This window comes from Pseudomonas sp. PB120 (assembly GCF_009761815.1).
Lineage (GTDB): Bacteria > Pseudomonadota > Gammaproteobacteria > Pseudomonadales > Pseudomonadaceae > Aquipseudomonas.
Map to the genome: position 1 here is coordinate 43022 of NZ_RWIN01000045.1, position 18865 is coordinate 61886.

The 18865-nt window shown below is 58.7% G+C and carries 16 protein-coding genes; 12 read left to right on the top strand and 4 right to left on the bottom strand.

From position 1 onward, the window contains the following. Positions 1–127 precede the first annotated feature (127 nt). Positions 128–1822: a lactate permease LctP family transporter gene (locus EJA72_RS09055; RefSeq protein WP_157711144.1), complete on the bottom strand. Its 1695-nt coding sequence runs from the start codon at positions 1820–1822 to the stop codon at positions 128–130. A 262-nt stretch (positions 1823–2084) separates the two neighbouring features. On the opposite strand from EJA72_RS09055, the gene EJA72_RS09060 reads away from it, so the two are divergent. Then, entirely contained in the window at positions 2085–2852 is a 768-nt protein-coding gene (locus EJA72_RS09060) for a GntR family transcriptional regulator (RefSeq protein WP_157711145.1), read from the top strand. 148 nt (positions 2853–3000) lie between these two features. Here EJA72_RS09060 and smpB read toward each other — a convergent pair whose 3' ends face one another. Beyond that, positions 3001–3483 carry an SsrA-binding protein SmpB gene (smpB, locus tag EJA72_RS09065; RefSeq protein ID WP_157711146.1) on the bottom strand — a complete coding sequence of 161 codons (483 nt, stop codon included), beginning with the start codon at positions 3481–3483 and terminating at the stop codon, positions 3001–3003. 118 nt (positions 3484–3601) lie between these two features. Here smpB and EJA72_RS09070 point away from each other — a divergent pair, with 118 nt between their 5' ends. The 3 genes from EJA72_RS09070 to EJA72_RS09080 are packed head-to-tail and all read left to right on the top strand — an operon-like array spanning position 3602 to position 5742. Then, positions 3602–5005: a sodium-dependent transporter gene (locus EJA72_RS09070; RefSeq protein ID WP_157711147.1), complete on the top strand. Its 1404-nt coding sequence runs from the start codon at positions 3602–3604 to the stop codon at positions 5003–5005. A 7-nt stretch (positions 5006–5012) separates the two neighbouring features. Next, complete coding sequence (locus tag EJA72_RS09075) at positions 5013–5447, top strand: type II toxin-antitoxin system RatA family toxin (protein ID WP_157711148.1); 435 nt, start codon at positions 5013–5015, stop codon at positions 5445–5447. Further along, the gene (locus EJA72_RS09080) at positions 5440–5742 is read left to right on the top strand and encodes an RnfH family protein (protein ID WP_157711149.1); all 303 of its coding nucleotides are present in this window, start codon (positions 5440–5442) and stop codon (positions 5740–5742) included. Before EJA72_RS09075 ends, EJA72_RS09080 begins: the two co-directional genes overlap by 8 nt. Before the next feature lie 61 nt (positions 5743–5803). On the opposite strand, the gene EJA72_RS09085 is transcribed toward EJA72_RS09080, so the two are convergent. Beyond that, a complete protein-coding gene (locus EJA72_RS09085) occupies positions 5804–6331 on the bottom strand; it encodes an outer membrane protein assembly factor BamE (protein ID WP_157711150.1) in 528 nt (175 codons plus the stop codon). Positions 6332–6428: 97 nt separating this feature from the next. On the opposite strand from EJA72_RS09085, the gene fur reads away from it, so the two are divergent. Continuing rightward, entirely contained in the window at positions 6429–6833 is a 405-nt protein-coding gene (gene fur / locus EJA72_RS09090; RefSeq protein WP_003197684.1) for a ferric iron uptake transcriptional regulator, read from the top strand. A 75-nt stretch (positions 6834–6908) separates the two neighbouring features. Here fur and recN read toward each other — a convergent pair whose 3' ends face one another. Beyond that, the gene (recN, locus tag EJA72_RS09095) at positions 6909–8582 is read right to left on the bottom strand and encodes a DNA repair protein RecN (RefSeq protein WP_157711151.1); all 1674 of its coding nucleotides are present in this window, start codon (positions 8580–8582) and stop codon (positions 6909–6911) included. A 240-nt stretch (positions 8583–8822) separates the two neighbouring features. On the opposite strand from recN, the gene grpE reads away from it, so the two are divergent. The 7 genes from grpE to greA all read left to right on the top strand — a co-directional run bounded on the left by grpE (position 8823) and on the right by greA (position 18852). Beyond that, the gene (gene grpE, locus EJA72_RS09100; RefSeq protein WP_017336461.1) at positions 8823–9389 is read left to right on the top strand and encodes a nucleotide exchange factor GrpE; all 567 of its coding nucleotides are present in this window, start codon (positions 8823–8825) and stop codon (positions 9387–9389) included. Positions 9390–9491: 102 nt separating this feature from the next. Beyond that, complete coding sequence (dnaK, locus tag EJA72_RS09105; RefSeq protein ID WP_157711152.1) at positions 9492–11408, top strand: molecular chaperone DnaK; 1917 nt, start codon at positions 9492–9494, stop codon at positions 11406–11408. A 295-nt stretch (positions 11409–11703) separates the two neighbouring features. Beyond that, on the top strand, positions 11704–12828 hold the full coding sequence (gene dnaJ / locus EJA72_RS09110) for a molecular chaperone DnaJ (protein ID WP_157711153.1): 1125 nt from the start codon (positions 11704–11706) through the stop codon (positions 12826–12828). A 9-nt stretch (positions 12829–12837) separates the two neighbouring features. Then, entirely contained in the window at positions 12838–13644 is an 807-nt protein-coding gene (gene dapB, locus EJA72_RS09115) for a 4-hydroxy-tetrahydrodipicolinate reductase (RefSeq protein ID WP_157711154.1), read from the top strand. A gap of 258 nt (positions 13645–13902) precedes the next feature. Beyond that, entirely contained in the window at positions 13903–15039 is a 1137-nt protein-coding gene (carA, locus tag EJA72_RS09120) for a glutamine-hydrolyzing carbamoyl-phosphate synthase small subunit (RefSeq protein ID WP_157711155.1), read from the top strand. 118 nt (positions 15040–15157) lie between these two features. Further along, entirely contained in the window at positions 15158–18379 is a 3222-nt protein-coding gene (carB, locus tag EJA72_RS09125; protein ID WP_157711156.1) for a carbamoyl-phosphate synthase large subunit, read from the top strand. Next, positions 18376–18852: a transcription elongation factor GreA gene (greA, locus tag EJA72_RS09130; RefSeq protein WP_157711157.1), complete on the top strand. Its 477-nt coding sequence runs from the start codon at positions 18376–18378 to the stop codon at positions 18850–18852. Before carB ends, greA begins: the two co-directional genes overlap by 4 nt. The last annotated feature ends 13 nt before the right edge of the window (positions 18853–18865 follow it).

The following is an 18865-nucleotide window of genomic DNA, read 5'->3' on the forward strand; positions in this document are numbered from 1 at the left end:
GTTATCCGTCCGCTGAGGCTGCTGAATATAGGGCGGGAAGCTTTCAGCAGCCTTACAGACCGGGTGGTGAATAGCGGACGCCGGAATCGTGGTCCGGCGTCGGTTTTTTCTTTATGTCTTGTAGTCCTTAGTGCACCAGCATGCCGGTGAACCAATAGGCCTGAGCCAAGGTGATCAGGCCGACGATCGTTGCAAAGAACAGGCTGTGCTTGAGGGTGAAACGGAACAGGTCCGATTCCTTGCCGACCAGCCCGGTCGCGGCGCAGGCTACGGCGATCGATTGAGGCGAAATCATCTTCCCGGTCACGCCGCCACTGGTGTTCGCCGCGACCAGCAACACATCGTTGACACCGATCTGGTGCGCGGTGGTCGCTTGCAACGAGCTGAACAGCGCGTTGGACGAAGTATCGGAACCGGTCAGGAACACACCCAGCCAGCCGAGGAACGGCGAGAAGAACGGGAAGGCTGCACCCGTGCCTGCCAGAACCAGCGCCATGGTCGACGACATGCCCGAGTAGTTGGTGACGAAGGCGAAGGCCAGCACCATGCCGATGGACAGGATCGGCCAACGCAGCTCGTAGAAGGTCTCTCTCAAAGTGGTCAGACCAGTTTTGATGTTGATCTTCAGCACCAGCATCGAGATCAGCGCGGAGAAGAAAATCGCCGTGCCGGTCGCGGAAATCGGGTCAAGCTTGAACACCGCTGGAATGGCGGTTGGTGCGGTCACGATAGGTGCGACCTTGATCACCATCTGATCCAGGTGCGGGATCGCGAAGTTGAACACCCAGCTGTACATCGATCCGCCGGCAGCGAACATTGCCTTGAAGGGCTTCAAGGTCCAGATGGTGACCAGCACGGTGAGGATGAGGAACGGCGACCAGGCCTTGAAAATCTCCAGGAGGCTGTACGGCGATGCCACGGTTGTACGCTTCTGGCCGAAACCACCGGCACTGGCGGTCACCACGGACGACGAAACAGCGCCGGCGATGTGCTGGCCGGCGGCGCGTTTTGGCTGCCAGACTTTCAGGAACAAGGTCAGGGAAATCAGGCTGACCAGGGCTGAAGTGATGTCCGGCAGTTCCGGGCCAATGAAGTTCGAGGTGAAGTATTGAGTGATGGCAAAGCTCAGGCCGGCCACCAGGGCAGCGGGCCAGGTTTCGCGCACGCCGCGCATGCCGTCCATCATGAACACCAGCCAGAACGGCACGAACAGCGACAGCAATGGCAGTTGGCGGCCGGTCATGGCGCCGATCTTGAACGCGTCGATACCGGTCACTTGGCCAGCCACGATGATCGGAATGCCCAGCGCGCCGAACGCTACCGGTGCGGTGTTGGCGATCAGGCACAGGCCTGCGGCGTACAACGGGTTGAACCCCAGACCGACCAGCAGCGCAGCGGTGATCGCTACCGGCGCACCGAAACCGGCGGCACCTTCAAGGAACGCACCGAAGCAAAAGCCGATCAGCAGCACCTGCAGGCGCTGGTCGTCAGTGATTGACAGTACCGAGCTGCGGATTACTTCGAACTGACCACTCTTGACCGTCAGTTTGTAGAGGAACACCGCCGCCACGATGATCCACGCAATCGGCCACAGCCCGTAAGCGAAGCCATAACCGGCTGCAGCGAAGGCCATGTCGACCGGCATCTGGAACGCGAATATGGCCACTGCAATGGACAGGGCCAGCGTGATGCTGCCCGCCACGTGTCCTTTGAGTCTGAACACGGCCAGCGCGAGGAAGAAAAACACGATGGGGATAACGGCCGCGAGCGCGGACACGCCGAGGCTGCCGAGCGGGGTATAGAGCTGTTGCCAGGTTTGCATATGGGGTGGCCCCTAATTGTTGTTGGTCAGGCACTGTCAGCGTTCTTGGATAATTGGTAATACCAATTTACAATCGCTGTTGGCTAGGGTAAAAGCCTTGTAGGCGGTGTGTCAATTTGTCGCCCTAAAACTTTTGTCGTATGCGTGGGTGTGCGGATCATCTGAACCGCTTGATCAAATGCCGGGTGGCAGGTGCTGGCGCGGCGTCTATAGGCCAGAATAGAGGCCCCGGCGAGCCGTCGGGATGGTGGAGAAATGAGTTATGGGGTTTGATCAAATTCGTCAGCGCCGTTTGTCTGACGATATTGTCGAGCAGCTGGAAGGGATGATCCTCGAAGGCACGCTGAAGGCAGGTGAGCGCTTGCCGGCCGAGCGCGCGCTGGCCGAGCAGTTCGGCGTGTCACGCCCTTCGCTGCGAGAGGCCATTCAGAAGCTGACAGCCAAAGGGCTGCTGGTCAGCCGCCAAGGCGGCGGCAACTATGTGGTGGAGTCGCTGGGCACGACCTTCAGTGATCCGCTGCTGCATTTACTGGAAAGCAATCCTGAAGCCCAGCGCGATCTCCTGGAGTTTCGCCACACCCTGGAAGCGTCCTGCGCCTACTACGCGGCATTGCGTGCCACGGACGTTGATCGTGAGCGGCTGACCACGGCGTTCAACGAGTTGCAGGATTGTTATACGCGCCATGACGAGGTGAGCAGGGCCGAAGAAGGCGCGGCAGATGCGAAATTCCACTTGGCAATCGCCGAAGCCAGCCACAACGCGGTGTTGTTACACACGATTCGCGGGTTGTTTGACCTGCTGAAACGCAACGTAGTGACCAATATTGGCGGGATGTACAAGCAGCGCACTGAGACTCGCGACATGCTGATCACTCAGCACCGGGAGTTGTACACGGCGATTATCGAAGGCAGAGCAGAGCAGGCGCGGGAGGTTTCCAGTCGGCACATTTTGTATGTGCAGGAAGTGCTGGAGGAAGTGCGTCAGGAAGTGCAGCGCATGGCTCGGGCGGAGCGGCGCAAGGGGATGTAATTTGGGCGTTGTGATTATGTGTGGCGAGGGAGCTTGCTCCCGCTGGGCTGCGAAGCAGCCCTAAAACCAGACATTCCAATCAGGTATTCCGGTTTACGACTGCTTCGCAGCCGAGCGGGAGCAAGCTCCCTCGCCACAGGGCTAGGAATTAGTCTTCCTTGCCCTTGTTCCGAACCGCACGCTGCAGTTCGCGACCGGCGTCGCGCTCGCGTTCGGTATCACGCTTGTCGTATTCCTTCTTGCCCTTGCCCAGAGCGATCTCGCACTTGACCATGTGCTTGCTCCAGTACCAGGACAGGCATACGCAGGCGTAACCCTTTTGCTGCACGGACGTGGCCAGCTTGTCCAGCTCGCGCCGGTTGAGCAACAGCTTGCGGGTGCGGGTCGGGTCAGCGATGACATGAGTGCTGGCGGTCATCAGGGGCGTAATGTGACTGCCGAGCAGCCAGGCTTCGCCATCCTTGAGCAGCACATAACTGTCAACCAGCTGCAGCTTGCTTGCCCGCAGGCTTTTTACTTCCCAGCCGGCCAGGACCAGACCAGCCTCGAACTTATGCTCGATGAAGTAATCGTGTCGCGCCTTTTTGTTTTGCGCGATGGTCCCTGTTGGGTGTTTCTTCTGTTTAGCCATAGGGGCGGCATTATAGGGAGTTGCGCGTCAGTCGGCTACGGTATCGCTACGTGCTTGAGCAGGTTGATTGAATCCCGGACAATGCGCCCTCTTTTTGCAATGCTTGGACGTGGTAACGATGTCGACAGAAAAGATTTCTGTCCACGGCAGTTGGGCAAGCCGCTGGGTCTTCATCCTCGCCGCGACCGGTTCGGCCGTGGGGCTGGGTAGCATCTGGAAGTTCCCCTACATGGTCGGCGTTTACGGCGGCGGCGCGTTTGTGCTGATGTTCCTGGTCTGTATCGCGCTGATTGGCGTGCCGGTCATGCTGGCGGAAACCCTGATTGGCCGCCGCGCCCGGCAAAGCCCGGCCAACGCCTTGAAGGTGCTGGCGCTGGAGGCGGGGCATTCGGCGAAGTGGTCCTGGGGCGCATTTGCCGGAATGATTACGGCGTTGCTGATCCTCTCTTTTTATAGTGTGGTCGGAGGCTGGTCGCTGGATTACATCATCGACATGGGGCGCGGCGACTTTCAGGGGGCAACGCCTGAGCAGGTCAACGCGTACTTTGGCAATGTGATTGGCGATCCATGGCGAATGACACTCTGGCACACAATTTTTATGCTGCTGTCCGCTGTCGTCATCGCCCGGGGCGTGGTTGCCGGCCTTGAGCGCAGCCTGCGCATCATGATGCCGCTGCTGTTTGTAATGATCCTGGTGTTGCTGGGCTACAGCATGACCACCGGCCATTTCATGGATGGCGTGCATTTCATGTTCGACTTCCGTCCGGAAAAAGTACTCGACGGCCTCCTGCCCGCCATGGGGCATGCGTTCTTCTCCCTGAGCGTAGGGGTCGGCTCGATCATGATCTACGGCGCTTATATGCCCAAGCATTCGTCGATTTCCGGCACGGTGGTCGGTGTCGCGTTGCTCGATACCTTTGTTTCGCTGGTGGCCGGGCTGGCATTGTTTCCGATTGTGTTCGCTGCCGGTCTGGACCCCAGCGAAGGCCCGGGCCTGATGTTTGTTACCTTGCCCTTTGCCTTTGGCAGCGTGGCGTTCGGCCAGCTGATGGGTGTGGTGTTCTTTGTATTGGTAGCGATTGCGGCCTGGAGTTCGGCGATTTCATTGCTTGAGCCGATGGTGGCTTATCTGGTGGAACGGACGAAAACCAGCCGCGCCTGGATCACTTCCTGGCTGGCATTCATTTGCTGGTTTGTCGGTCTGGGCACTGTGTTTTCCTTCAATATCGGGAAGGAAGCCAAGTTCTTCGTGAACGAAGGCGGGGTATTCCACCTCTACCAATGGGGTGCAAGCAGTGGCCTGCACTTCTTTGGGTTGATCGACTTCTTTACCTCGCGAATCATGTTGCCACTCGGTGGTTTGTGTTTCGTGATGTTTGCCGGCTGGGTGATGGGCCGTGAAACGGTACGCGACGAATTGTCGATCCGCAGCCCGTTGTTATTCACCCTGTCCCTGTTTTTGATGCGCTATGTGGCGCCCATTGGCATTCTCGTAGTGTTTGCCACCCAGCTGTGGAAGTGACGCTGACATGACGACACACATTCAACGTTCTGCCTTGCTGCCGTATCCGGCACAAGCGCTGTATGACCTGGTCAATGATGTGGCGCGCTACCCGGAGTTTCTTCCGTGGTGCGCCTCGGCCGAGGTACTGGAAAGCTCTCCCGAGCACATGCGCGCAAGCGTTGGCGTGGCCAAGGGTGGTCTCAGCCAGCATTTCGTGACCCGCAATACGCTGGTTCCGGGGCAATCGATCGAAATGAACCTCGAGGAAGGCCCGTTTACACAGCTGCATGGCATCTGGGTGTTCAAGGCGTTGACCGACAAGGCCTGCAAGATCAGCCTGGACCTGTCCTTCGATTACGCCGGGCCGATTATTCGCGCGACATTGGGGCCATTGTTCAATCAGGCGGCTAATACACTGGTCGATGCATTCTGCCAGCGCGCCAAGCAAATACATGGTTGAGGTCGAGGTGGTGTATGCCGCCGTGGATCGTCAGGCGCTTCTTCGTGTGGTGGTGCCGGCGGGAACAACAGTGCGGGCTGCTTTGCAGGCATCGGGAGTGGGGCAAGCGTTCCCTGAGCTGGATCTGGCCGGTTGTCCTGTGGGGATATTCGGCAAGGTGGTAGTCGATCCGGATACTCGCGAGGTTCAGCCCGGGGATCGTATCGAGATCTACCGGCCGCTGCTGGCTGATCCGAAAGAGGTTCGCCGGCTGCGCGCCGCCAAGGCTGCCGAGGCGAAAGCGCGGAATCAATAAGGCGATTAAATGCCAGACAATAAAAAACCCGGACATGCCGGGTTTTTTATTGCGTCGCAAATTATTGCGGCGAGGTTTCCAGAGGTTCTGGAGTCGGGACTGGAACGGTTTCTACGCCGTCGACGTCCTTCTGAATCTGATCCAGCAACGAGCCTGGCTTGACCGGTTTTTCCGGTTTCGGCTTCTCGACGTTTTCTGCCGGTGCAGCGACTTGCGTGCCGCTGTCCTTGCCGAGAATGGCTTCGTCGCGGCTCACGCCTGGCATGAAATCGCCAGAGAGGCTGACAAGCTGATCATTTGGGTTGAAGATAACGCTAATGCGTTCCTGTTGGCGTTCACCGCCACCGGGTTGCAGGCTGTACAGATAATCCCAGCGATCGGCATGGAACGTGTCGGTCAGCAGAGGGTTACCCATGATAAACCGTACTTGCTTGCGGGTCATTCCCGGGCGTAACTGGTCTATCATGTCCTGCGTGACGACATTGCCCTGCTGGATGTCGATTTTGTAAACCCCGGGGAATGAACAACCGGCGAGTGCGAGCAGTCCCACAAAGGTGAAACTGGTTAGCAAGAGCTTGGTGTTTTGCATCGGTGGGCGACTTCCACTATCTTGGCTGGGACAACGTAAACGCCGATCATACCCGCATTAAGAGAAGCTGCGAAGCAGCATCGCGAGAAAGCTGACCATGGTTGAAAATAGCGAACTACGCAAAGCCGGCCTCAAAGTGACCCTTCCACGGGTCAAAATTCTGCAAATGCTCGATTCCGCCGAGCAACGCCACATGAGTGCCGAGGATGTTTACAAGGCGCTGATGGAGGCTGGTGAGGACGTCGGTCTGGCCACGGTTTACCGTGTTCTGACCCAGTTCGAGGCAGCTGGCCTTGTGGTGCGGCATAACTTCGACGGAGGCCATGCGGTCTTCGAGCTGGACGACGGCAAGCATCACGACCATATGGTCAACGTCGAAACCAGTGAAGTGATCGAATTCTTCGACGAAGAAATCGAGCGCCTGCAGAAAGCCATCGTCGATAAGTATGGTTTCGAGATGGTTGACCACAACCTTGTGCTGTACGTACGCAAGAAAAAGTAAGCATGTCGCGCGAACTCAAGGTTCGCGAAACGAACGAAGGCGACCCTAGGGTCGCCTTCGTGCTTTCTGCCATTCCTAGATTTTTGCGGTGACGACCATTTTCCTTGCGTGAGCCAGGGATTCCTTGGTCAGGTCAATGCCTCCGAGCATCCGTGCCACTTCCTCGACTCGATCATTCTTGCTCAGCTTGGACACCGCCGTGTGCGTCGCATCCTCTCCTCGCACTTTGTGCACGAATAAATGCTGATGCCCTTGCGCCGCCACTTGCGGCAAGTGAGTGACCGTCAGCACCTGCCCGCGTTCCCCTAGGCGGCGCAGCAACTGCCCGACAATCTCGGCGGTCGGACCGCCAATACCCACGTCCACTTCGTCGAATACCAGCGTCGGCACGCGTGAGGTCTGTGCGGTAATCACCTGGATCGCGAGGCTGATCCGCGACAGCTCACCGCCCGAGGCCACTTTGGCCAGTGCTTTCAAAGGCTGACCCGGGTTGGCGCTTACCAGCAGTTCTACCTGTTCAAGCCCGTTAGGCAGCAATTCGTCGCTGCCGTTGGGGCGCAATTCAATAGTGAAACGGCCGCCAGGCATCCCGAGTCGCTGGATTTCCTGCTCCACCGCACTGGCCAGGCTGTTTGATGCCTGATGACGCAAATCGCTCAGCTCTCGAGCCTTCTCCTGATAATGACGAGCATAGGAGGACAGTTCATCGCTCAGGCGCTCGATGGATTCATCGTTGGCATTCAGGGTTTCGATTTCATCCAGCAGGCGCTGCTGCAGCTCCGCCACTTCGGTCGGCTGGATGCGGTGTTTGCGCGCCATGGTGTAGATCGCGTCGAGGCGTTCTTCCAGGTACTGCAGGCGTGCTGGATCGGCGTCAAAGTTATCGAGGAAGCGATTCAGCTCGCCCACCGCTTCTTCAACCTGGATCTGTGCACTGGTCAGCAAGCTGCTGGCTTCACCCAATGCTCCAATGGAGTTGTTCACGCTGGACAGGCGATTGAGGCTGGCGGTCAGGGCGTTCAAGACATTACCGGAATCACTTTCGCTGCATTGCTCCACCACTTGCCGGCAAATACCCAGCAGGGTTTCCGCGTTGGTCAGGTTCTTGTGTTCCTGCTCCAGCTGCTCCAGTTCGTTATCACCGAGACCGAGGTTTTCCAGCTCTTCAAGTTGATAGCTGAGCAGCTGGTGACGGGCACGCTGTTCATCGCCGGAGTTGGAGAGGCGCTCCAGCTCCTGGCGGGTCTGGCGCCAGCGTTGGGCGGCCAGGTGCACCTGACGGGCAAGATCGGTGGCGCCGGCGTACTCATCGAGCAGTCGGCGGTGGGTGTCGGTCTTGAGCAGGGATTGGTGTTCATGCTGGCTGTGGATGTCGATCAGCAATTCGCCCAAGGCCTTGAGATCGCCCAGCGGGCAGGGCGTGCCATTGATATAGCCGCGCGAGCGTCCCTCGGCGGTGATCACCCGGCGCAGGATGCACGGGCCGTCGCTTTCGAGATCGCGCTCGGCCAGCCAGGCGCTGGCCTCCGGAATGTCGACCAGGTCGAAAGTTGCCAGGATATCGGCCTTGTCGGCGCCGGGGCGGACCACGCCGCTGTCGGCGCGATCGCCCAGGGTCAGGCCGAGGGCGTCGAGCATAATCGACTTGCCGGCGCCGGTTTCCCCTGTGATCACGCTCATCCCGCGATCAAGTTCGAGATCGAGATGTTCAACGATTGCGTAGTTATGTACGGACAGGTGCACCAGCATAAAGGCCGCTCCCAGGCATTAGGTCTGGTTATTTATACAGTGTTTTATTTGTGACTGACAATGCCCCTGCCCAGGTCGATTTGCCTGGCCTGACGAAATGCCTGTTACATCGCGTCATGACAATGCAGCGTTTTTTGTAGGGTTAATCGCAAACCGCCCCTTGAAGCTGATTTTTGCGGCCCCATATAGCTGGGCAGACGCGCGAGTTGAGCTCGCGGACGATATTGAAAGGAGAAATCTATGGCTGACGAACAGACAGTGGATACGCAAAATCAAGATGCCAACCAGGGCTCCGCGGCTTCGGGTGAAGACCTGGCGGCTCGTGTACAAGTGCTCGAAGAGCAACTGGCAGGCGCGCAGGATCAGGCTTTGCGTGTTGCCGCCGATCTGCAGAACGTCCGCCGTCGCGCTGAGCAGGATGTAGAAAAGGCTCACAAATTCGCTCTGGAAAAATTTGCCGGTGATCTGCTGCCGATCATCGACAGCCTTGAGCGTGGTCTGGAGTTGTCCAACCCGGACGACGAAAGCATCCGCCCAATGCGCGAAGGCATCGAACTGACCCTGAAAATGTTCCAGGACACCCTGAAGCGTTATCAGCTGGAAGCGATCGATCCGCACGGCGAACCGTTCAACGCAGTCCTGCATCAGGCAATGGCCATGCAGGAAAGCGCCGACGTCGAGCCGAACAGCGTGCTCAAGGTGTTCCAGAAGGGCTACCAGCTCAATGGTCGCCTGCTGCGCCCGGCCATGGTCGTGGTCAGCAAGGCCCCGGCGCCAGTTTCGCCTTCGATTGACGAGCAGGCTTGAAATTGGCCGCAAGGCCCCCATTTATAAGTCAAGCGTTTAAGTGCTACCGCAGTCAGCCACCACTGCTGCGGCAACCAAATCCAAAGTTTCGGGAGAGTGAACATGGGCAAAATTATCGGTATCGACCTGGGGACTACCAACTCCTGCGTCTCCGTGCTTGAAAACGGCGTAGCCAAAGTTATTGAAAACGCTGAAGGCGCGCGTACCACGCCGTCGATCATCGCTTACGCCAACGATGGCGAAATCCTCGTTGGTCAGTCGGCCAAGCGTCAGGCTGTGACCAATCCGCACAACACCCTGTATGCGGTGAAGCGTCTGATCGGTCGTAAGTTCGACGAAGAAGTCGTACAGAAAGACATCAAGATGGTCCCTTACAAAATCGCCAAGGCTGACAACGGCGACGCGTGGGTAGAAGTGAACGGCCAGAAAATGTCGCCGCCACAAATCTCGGCTGAAATTCTGAAGAAAATGAAGAAGACCGCCGAAGACTACCTCGGCGAGCCAGTGACCGAGGCGGTGATCACCGTTCCGGCCTACTTCAACGACAGCCAGCGCCAGGCGACCAAAGACGCCGGCCGCATCGCGGGCCTGGACGTTAAACGTATCATCAACGAACCAACCGCAGCCGCTCTGGCCTACGGTATGGACAAGGCGAAAGGCGATCACACCGTGATCGTTTACGACCTGGGCGGCGGTACTTTCGACGTTTCCGTGATCGAAATCGCTGAAGTCGATGGCGAGCACCAGTTCGAAGTACTGGCCACCAACGGTGACACGTTCCTGGGCGGTGAAGACTTTGACATTCGTCTGATCGACTACCTCGTCGACGAATTCAAGAAAGAAAGCGGCATGAACCTCAAAGGTGACCCGCTGGCCATGCAGCGCCTGAAAGAAGCCGCTGAAAAAGCCAAGATCGAGCTGTCTTCTGCTTTGTCGACCGACGTGAACCTGCCGTACATCACTGCAGACGCTACCGGTCCTAAGCACTTGAACGTGAAAATCTCCCGCGCCAAGCTGGAAGCGCTGGTAGAAGACCTGGTTCAGCGCACCATCGAACCTTGCCGCATCGCTCTGAAAGACTCCGGTATCGACGTTGGCGCGATCAACGACGTGATCCTGGTAGGCGGTCAGACCCGTATGCCACTGGTTCAGAAGCTGGTCACCGAATTCTTCGGTAAAGAAGCACGTAAAGACGTGAACCCGGACGAAGCGGTTGCCATGGGTGCTGCCATCCAGGGCGCGGTATTGGCCGGCGACGTGAAAGACGTGCTGCTGCTGGACGTCAGCCCGCTGACCCTGGGTATCGAAACCATGGGCGGCGTGATGACTGCGCTGATCGAGAAAAACACCACGATTCCTACCAAGAAATCGCAAGTGTTCTCGACGGCCGATGACAACCAGGGCGCTGTGACCATTCACGTGCTGCAAGGTGAGCGTAAGCAAGCCGCCCAGAACAAGTCCCTGGGCAAGTTCGACCTGGCCGAGATTCCACCAGCACCACGTGGCGTGCCACAAATCGAAGTGACCTTCGACATCGACGCCAACGGCATCCTGCACGTAGGCGCCAAAGACAAGGCCACCGGCAAGACTCAGTCGATCGTGATCAAGGCTAACTCGGGTCTGTCCGAGGAAGAAATTCAGCAAATGATCCGTGATGCTGAAACCAACGCCGACGCCGATCGTCAGTTCGAAGAACTGGCTGCTGCCCGCAACCAGGGCGACGCACTGGTTCACTCGACGCGCAAAATGGTCGCTGATGCCGGCGATAAAGTGTCTGCTGAAGAGAAGACTGCAATCGAAGCGGCCGTGGTTGCCCTGGAAGCCGCCGTCAAAGGCGACGACAAGGCTGCCATCGAAGCCAAGGTTGAAGAGCTGTCGAAAGTCTCCGCTCCAGTAGCGCAGAAGATGTACGCCGAACAGGCCCAGCCTGCTGAAGGCGCGGCACCGCACGACGAAAAAGCTGAAAAGGCTGACGACGTTGTCGATGCCGAGTTCGAAGAAGTCAAAGACCACAAGTAAGTTGTTGGTCGCCCGGTTGACTGCCTTGCGGCGGTGACTGGTAGGATGTCGCCGCGCGGGAGCTTGCTCCCGCGTTGGCGTGTCTGGAGCACGCGAATTTTTACAGCATGCGACAGCGTTCGTGTGCTGCTGGTATGGCCGAAGATGCTCCTGCTTTTCGAGCCGAAAGTACCGTACCGAATCAAAGACCAGGATCGTTGAATTGACGTGAGTTGGGTCCGGGCCTGTATTGGGGCTCAACGAGTTTGGCGGGGCTCAGGAGAGTCTTGCCGAACGTCCTCAAGAGAAAAGACTTATGGCAAAGCGTGACTATTACGAAGTGTTGGGTGTTGAGCGTGGCTCAAGCGAAGCGGACCTGAAAAAGGCCTACCGTCGCCTGGCGATGAAGCACCACCCGGACCGTAATCCCGATGACAAAGCGTCGGAAGAGATGTTCAAGGAGGCCAACGAGGCCTACGAAGTGCTGTCCGATTCCAGCAAGCGCGCGGCGTACGACCAATACGGTCATGCCGGCGTCGACCCAAGCATGGGTGGCGGCGGTGCCGGGTTTGGCGGTCAGAATTTCTCCGACATCTTTGGCGATGTCTTCAGTGATTTCTTCGGCGGTGGTCGCGGTGGTTCTCGTGGCGGCGCCCAGCGCGGCAGTGACCTGCGTTACACCCTGGAACTGAATCTGGAAGAAGCGGTGCGCGGCACGACCGTGAATATCCGCGTTCCGACACTGGTCAACTGCAAGCCGTGCGATGGCTCGGGCGCCAAGAAAGGCTCGTCGCCGATCACTTGCACGACCTGCGGCGGTATCGGTCAGGTCCGGATGCAGCAAGGTTTCTTCTCGGTGCAACAGACTTGCCCACGCTGCCATGGCCAGGGCAAGGTCATTTCTGATCCGTGCACCTCGTGCAATGGCGAAGGCCGGGTCGAAGAGTACAAAACCCTTTCCGTGAAAGTGCCGGCCGGTGTTGATACCGGTGACCGCATTCGCCTGTCGGGCGAAGGCGAGGCGGGCGCTCAGGGTGGGCCGACTGGCGATCTGTATGTGGTGATCAACGTGCGCGAGCACGCGATCTTCCAGCGCGATGGCAAGCACCTGTTCTGTGAAGTGCCAATCAGCTTCGTCGATGCGGCGCTGGGTGGTGAGCTGGAGATCCCGACCCTCGATGGTCGCGTCAAACTGAAGATCCCTGAAGGCACTCAGACCGGCAAGCAGTTCCGTGTTCGCGGCAAAGGCGTTGCGCCTGTGCGTGGCGGCGGTGCTGGTGACTTGATGTGCCGTGTGGCGGTCGAAACTCCGGTCAACCTGGGTCGTCGTCAGCGCGAATTGCTGGAAGAGTTCCGCAGCTCGTTGGCAGACGACAACAGTCATTCCCCGAAAACCACCGGTTGGTTCGAAGGCGTGAAGCGCTTCTTCGGCGATCTGTAAGGAGTGAGCATGCGACGTATAGCTGTGATGGGCGCTGCTGGCCGCATGGGCAAGATTCTGGTCGAGGCGGTGCAGCAACGCGCTCCGCTGACCGGTCTGACGGCGGCCATCGTGCGCCCCGGCAGCACGCTGATCGGCGTGGATGCCGGTGAGTTGGCTTCGCTCGGGCGTATCGGCGTGCCGTTGTCCGGTCACGTCGAGGCGGTGGCTGAAGAATTCGATGTGTTGATCGATTTCACGCTTCCGGAAGTCATGCTGAAAAACCTGGCGTTCTGCCGTAAGGCGGGTAAAGCCATGGTGATCGGCACCACGGGGCTGGAGGCTGCTCAGAAGCAGTTGCTGGTCGAGGCGGGCAAGGACATTCCGATCGTGTTCGCGGCCAATTTCAGTGTCGGCGTGAACCTGTCGCTGAAGTTGCTCGACATGGCGGCACGTGTCCTCGGCGATGAGGCTGATATCGAAATCATCGAGGCTCATCACCGGCACAAAATCGACGCGCCTTCGGGTACAGCCCTGCGTATGGGGGAGGTGATTGCCAGTGCGTTGGATCGTGATCTGCAAAAGGTCGCGGTCTACGGGCGTGAAGGCCACACCGGTGTACGTGAGCGTGAAACGATCGGCTTTGCCACCGTTCGCGGCGGTGATGTGGTCGGCGATCATACGGTGCTGTTCGCCTGTGAAGGCGAGCGCCTGGAAATCACTCACAAGGCATCCAGCCGCATGACCTTCGCAAAGGGCGCGGTGCGTGCGGCGTTGTGGCTGGACGATCGTGAGCCTGGCCTGTACGACATGCAAGACGTGCTCGACCTGCGTTAAGAAACAGCCGAAACCGGGTTTCAACATTGCGTTTGAGCCCGGTTTTGTTACGCCAAGCGACGTCCTGTCGCATTCTCCAGCCTTTAGGGCTCATTGGCGGTAGACCAAAAAGGCCTTTTTCTGTAAGCTACAGCTTTAGTGTGTTCACTAAAAGCGCGCAGAATAATTCAGTGAATGAGCGGGGTGACGTGTCCATACGTCACTCCGCTTTTTTACACCTGCGATCGCCCTTTCAGGCTTTATTTACGGGAGGTCTTCTTGACTAAGCCAGCCATACTCGCCCTTGCTGATGGCAGCATTTTTCGCGGCGAAGCAATTGGAGCCGACGGTCAAACCGTTGGAGAGGTGGTGTTCAACACCGCCATGACCGGCTATCAGGAAATCCTTACCGATCCTTCCTACGCCCAACAGATCGTTACCCTGACTTACCCGCACATCGGCAACACCGGCACCACGCCGGAAGACGCCGAGTCCGACCGCGTATGGTCCGCCGGCCTGGTCATCCGTGACCTGCCCCTGGTTGCGAGCAACTGGCGTAACACGATGTCCCTGTCCGACTACCTCAAAGCCAACAACGTTGTGGCCATTGCCGGTATCGACACCCGCCGCCTGACACGCATCCTGCGTGAGAAAGGCGCACAGAACGGCTGCATCATGGCCGGTGACAACATCTCCGAAGAAGCCGCCATCGCCGCCGCCCAGGGTTTCCCGGGCCTCAAAGGCATGGACCTGGCAAAAGTCGTCAGCACTAAAGAGCAATACGAGTGGCGCTCGACTGTCTGGGACCTGAAAACCGACAGCCACGCGACCATCGAAGCCTCCGAGCTGCCGTACCACGTGGTTGCCTACGACTACGGCGTCAAGCTGAACATCCTGCGCATGCTGGTCGAGCGCGGTTGCCGCGTGACCGTGGTGCCGGCACAGACGCCAGCCGCCGATGTGCTGGCGATGAAGCCGGACGGTGTGTTCCTGTCCAACGGCCCTGGTGATCCGGAGCCTTGCGACTACGCGATTCAGGCGATCAAGGACGTGCTGGAAACCGAGGTCCCGGTGTTCGGCATCTGCCTCGGTCACCAACTGCTGGCCCTGGCTTCCGGCGCCAAGACCCTGAAAATGGGCCACGGCCACCACGGTGCCAACCACCCGGTCCAGGACCTGGACAGCGGTGTGGTGATGATCACCAGCCAGAACCACGGTTTTGCGGTAGACGAAACCACCTTGCCTGCCAACGTTCGTGCGATTCACAAATCGCTGTTCGACGGCACCCTGCAAGGCATCGAGCGTACCGACAAGAGCGCCTTCAGCTTCCAGGGTCACCCGGAAGCCAGCCCTGGCCCGAACGACGTAGCGCCATTGTTTGATCGCTTCATCAACGAGATGGCCAAGCGACGCTGATCGCTCGCCTTGATGCAGCAAAGCTTGAGGGCGGTCCCGACACCGGCGGCCCCCTCAAGGCTTCAAAGATTGAACAAGACGGCTTGCCGACTGACCTGCGGATTTGAGTGACAAACCCATGCCAAAACGTACAGACATTAAAAGCATCCTGATTCTCGGCGCTGGCCCGATCGTTATCGGCCAGGCTTGCGAATTCGACTACTCCGGCGCCCAGGCCTGCAAAGCCCTGCGCGAAGAGGGTTACCGCGTCATCCTGGTGAACTCCAACCCAGCGACCATCATGACCGACCCGGACATGGCCGACGCCACCTACATCGAACCGATCAAGTGGCAGACCGTTGCCAAGATCATCGAGAAAGAGCGTCCGGACGCGCTACTGCCAACCATGGGTGGCCAGACCGCTCTGAACTGCGCACTGGACCTGGAGCGCGAAGGCGTTCTGGAGAAGTTCGGCGTAGAGATGATCGGCGCCAACGCTGACACCATCGACAAGGCTGAAGACCGTTCGCGCTTCGACAAGGCGATGAAATCCATCGGCCTGGACTGCCCGCGTTCGGGCATCGCCCACAGCATGGAAGAAGCCAACGCCGTGCTCGAGAAGCTTGGCTTCCCGTGCATCATCCGTCCGTCCTTCACCATGGGCGGCACCGGTGGCGGTATTGCTTACAACCGTGAAGAGTTCGAAGAAATCTGCGCTCGTGGTCTGGACCTGTCGCCGACCAAAGAGCTGCTGATCGACGAATCCCTGATCGGCTGGAAAGAGTACGAGATGGAGGTTGTCCGCGATAAGAAGGACAACTGCATCATCGTCTGCTCCATTGAAAACTTTGACCCGATGGGCGTGCACACCGGTGACTCGATCACCGTTGCGCCGGCACAGACCCTGACGGACAAGGAATACCAGATCATGCGTAACGCCTCTCTGGCGGTACTGCGCGAGATCGGCGTGGAAACCGGTGGTTCCAACGTCCAGTTCGGCATCTGCCCGGACACAGGTCGTATGGTGGTCATCGAGATGAACCCGCGGGTATCCCGTTCGTCGGCCCTGGCCTCGAAAGCTACCGGTTTCCCGATTGCGCGTATCGCTGCCAAGCTGGCGATCGGCTACACCCTTGACGAACTGCAGAACGAAATCACCGGCGGCGCTACTCCGGCGTCCTTCGAGCCGTCGATCGACTACGTCGTCACCAAGCTGCCACGTTTCGCCTTCGAGAAATTCCCGAAAGCCGACGCCCGCCTGACCACTCAAATGAAGTCGGTTGGTGAGGTCATGGCCATCGGCCGGACCTTCCAGGAGTCCCTGCAGAAAGCCCTGCGCGGTCTGGAAGTGGGCGTTTGCGGTCTGGACGAGAAGCTCGACCTGAGCAACCCGGAAAGCATGAGCATCCTCAAGCGCGAACTGACCGTGCCGGGCGCCGAGCGCATCTGGTACGTGGCTGACGCTTTCCGCGCCGGCCTGTCGGTCGAAGACATCTTCGGCATGAACATGATCGATCCGTGGTTCCTGGTGCAGATCGAAGATCTGATCAAGGAAGAAGAGAAGGTCAAGACCCTGGGTCTGGCCAGCATCGACCGCGACCTGATGTTCAAGCTCAAGCGCAAAGGCTTCTCCGACATGCGTCTGGCCAAGCTGCTGGGCGTGACCGAGAAGGCTCTGCGTCGCCACCGTCACAAGCTGGAGATCTTCCCGGTCTACAAGCGCGTTGACACCTGCGCGGCCGAGTTCGCCACCGACACCGCCTACATGTACTCGACTTACGAGGAAGAGTGCGAAGCCGCGCCGTCGGGCCGCGACAAGATCATGATCCTCGGCGGCGGTCCAAACCGTATCGGCCAGGGCATCGAGTTCGACTATTGCTGCGTACACGCGGCACTGGCCCTGCGCGAAGACGGTTACGAGACCATCATGGTCAACTGCAACCCGGAAACCGTTTCCACCGACTACGACACCTCTGATCGCCTGTACTTCGAACCAGTGACCCTGGAAGACGTGCTGGAAATCTGCCGGGTCGAGAAGCCCAAAGGCGTGATCGTCCAGTACGGCGGCCAAACCCCGCTGAAACTGGCTCGCGCCCTTGAAGAGGCCGGCGTGCCGATCATCGGCACCAGCCCTGATGCCATCGACCGTGCCGAAGACCGTGAGCGTTTCCAGCAAATGGTTGAGCGTCTGAACCTGCGTCAGCCGCCGAATGCTACCGTTCGCAGCGAAGACGAAGCGATTCGTGCCGCTGCCAAGATCGGTTACCCGCTGGTGGTTCGCCCGTCCTACGTACTGGGCGGTCGCGCGATGGAAATCGTCTACGAAGAAGAAGAGCTCAAGCGCTACCTGCGTGACGCGGTGAAAGTGTCCAACGACAGCCCGGTGCTGCTTGACCACTTCCTCAACTGCGCCATCGAAATGGACGTGGATGCGGTCTGCGACGGCACCGACGTGGTGATCGGCGCGATCATGCAGCACATCGAGCAGGCTGGCGTTCACTCCGGTGACTCGGCGTGCTCCCTGCCTCCGTACTCGCTGCCTGTACACATCCAGGACGAGATGCGCGAACAGGTCAAGAAAATGGCCCTGGAGCTGGGCGTTGTCGGCCTGATGAACGTTCAGTTGGCGCTGCAAGGCGAAGACATCTACGTCATCGAAGTCAACCCGCGCGCTTCCCGTACCGTACCGTTCGTGTCGAAGTGCATCGGTGTTTCCCTAGCCATGATCGCGGCTCGCGTGATGGCAGGTAAAACCCTGAAAGAAATCGGCTTCACCAAGGAAATCATTCCTAACTTCTACAGCGTGAAAGAGGCGGTTTTCCCATTCGCCAAATTCCCTGGTGTGGACCCGATCCTGGGCCCAGAGATGAAGTCCACCGGTGAAGTGATGGGCGTGGGCGACACCTTCGGCGAAGCGTTCGCCAAGGCTCAGATGGGCGCCAGCGAAGTGCTGCCGACCGGCGGTACTGCGTTCATCAGCGTGCGTGACGACGACAAGCCACTGGTTGCAGGCGTAGCTCGTGATCTGATCAACTTGGGCTTCGAAGTGGTTGCGACTGCCGGTACTGCCAAGCTGATCGAGGCTGCAGGCCTGAAAGTGCGCCGTGTGAACAAGGTGACCGAAGGTCGTCCGCACGTGGTCGACATGATCAAGAATGACGAAGTCACGCTGATCATCAACACCACCGAAGGTCGTCAGTCGATCGCTGACTCGTACTCTATTCGTCGCAATGCCTTGCAGCACAAAATCTACTGCACCACCACGATTGCTGCTGGCGAAGCCATCTGCGAAGCGCTGAAGTTCGGTCCCGAGAAGACCGTACGCCGCTTGCAGGATCTACACGCAGGGTTGAAGGCATGATCAAGTACCCAATGACTGTCCAGGGCGCTAAAGCCCTGGAAGAGGAACACGCTCACCTGACCAAGGTCGTCCGCCCGAAGCTCAGCCAGGACATCGGTACGGCCCGCGAACTGGGTGACTTGAAGGAAAACGCCGAATACCACGCTGCTCGCGAGCAGCAAGGTATGGTCGAGGCGCGGATTCGTGACATCGAGGGCCGGATTCAGAATCAGGTCATCATCGACGTCACGTCCATCCCTCACACCGGCAAAGTGATTTTCGGCACCACCGTTGAAATCGCCAACGTCGAGACGGATGAGCGCGTCACTTACCACATCGTGGGTGAGGATGAAGCTGACTTCAAACTCGGCAAGATTTCCGTAGGATCGCCACTGGCCCGTGCTTTGATTGCCAAGGAAGAGGGTGACGTGGTTGCCGTGAAAACGCCAAGCGGCGTGATCGAGTACGAGATTGTCGAAGTCCGCCACATCTGAAAGAAGGCGCCCG

Excerpts from the sequence above, each read along its gene's own strand:
- EJA72_RS09055 (WP_157711144.1), bottom strand. The coding sequence starts at position 1,822 with ATGCAAACCTGGCAACAGCTCTATACCCCGCTCGGCAGCCTCGGCGTG.
- EJA72_RS09060 (WP_157711145.1), top strand. The coding sequence starts at position 2,085 with ATGGGGTTTGATCAAATTCGTCAGCGCCGTTTGTCTGACGATATTGTC.
- smpB (WP_157711146.1), bottom strand. The coding sequence starts at position 3,483 with ATGGCTAAACAGAAGAAACACCCAACAGGGACCATCGCGCAAAACAAA.
- EJA72_RS09070 (WP_157711147.1), top strand. The coding sequence starts at position 3,602 with ATGTCGACAGAAAAGATTTCTGTCCACGGCAGTTGGGCAAGCCGCTGG.
- EJA72_RS09075 (WP_157711148.1), top strand. The coding sequence starts at position 5,013 with ATGACGACACACATTCAACGTTCTGCCTTGCTGCCGTATCCGGCACAA.
- EJA72_RS09080 (WP_157711149.1), top strand. The coding sequence starts at position 5,440 with ATGGTTGAGGTCGAGGTGGTGTATGCCGCCGTGGATCGTCAGGCGCTT.
- EJA72_RS09085 (WP_157711150.1), bottom strand. The coding sequence starts at position 6,331 with ATGCAAAACACCAAGCTCTTGCTAACCAGTTTCACCTTTGTGGGACTG.
- fur (WP_003197684.1), top strand. The coding sequence starts at position 6,429 with ATGGTTGAAAATAGCGAACTACGCAAAGCCGGCCTCAAAGTGACCCTT.
- recN (WP_157711151.1), bottom strand. The coding sequence starts at position 8,582 with ATGCTGGTGCACCTGTCCGTACATAACTACGCAATCGTTGAACATCTC.
- grpE (WP_017336461.1), top strand. The coding sequence starts at position 8,823 with ATGGCTGACGAACAGACAGTGGATACGCAAAATCAAGATGCCAACCAG.
- dnaK (WP_157711152.1), top strand. The coding sequence starts at position 9,492 with ATGGGCAAAATTATCGGTATCGACCTGGGGACTACCAACTCCTGCGTC.
- dnaJ (WP_157711153.1), top strand. The coding sequence starts at position 11,704 with ATGGCAAAGCGTGACTATTACGAAGTGTTGGGTGTTGAGCGTGGCTCA.
- dapB (WP_157711154.1), top strand. The coding sequence starts at position 12,838 with ATGCGACGTATAGCTGTGATGGGCGCTGCTGGCCGCATGGGCAAGATT.
- carB (WP_157711156.1), top strand. The coding sequence starts at position 15,158 with ATGCCAAAACGTACAGACATTAAAAGCATCCTGATTCTCGGCGCTGGC.
- greA (WP_157711157.1), top strand. The coding sequence starts at position 18,376 with ATGATCAAGTACCCAATGACTGTCCAGGGCGCTAAAGCCCTGGAAGAG.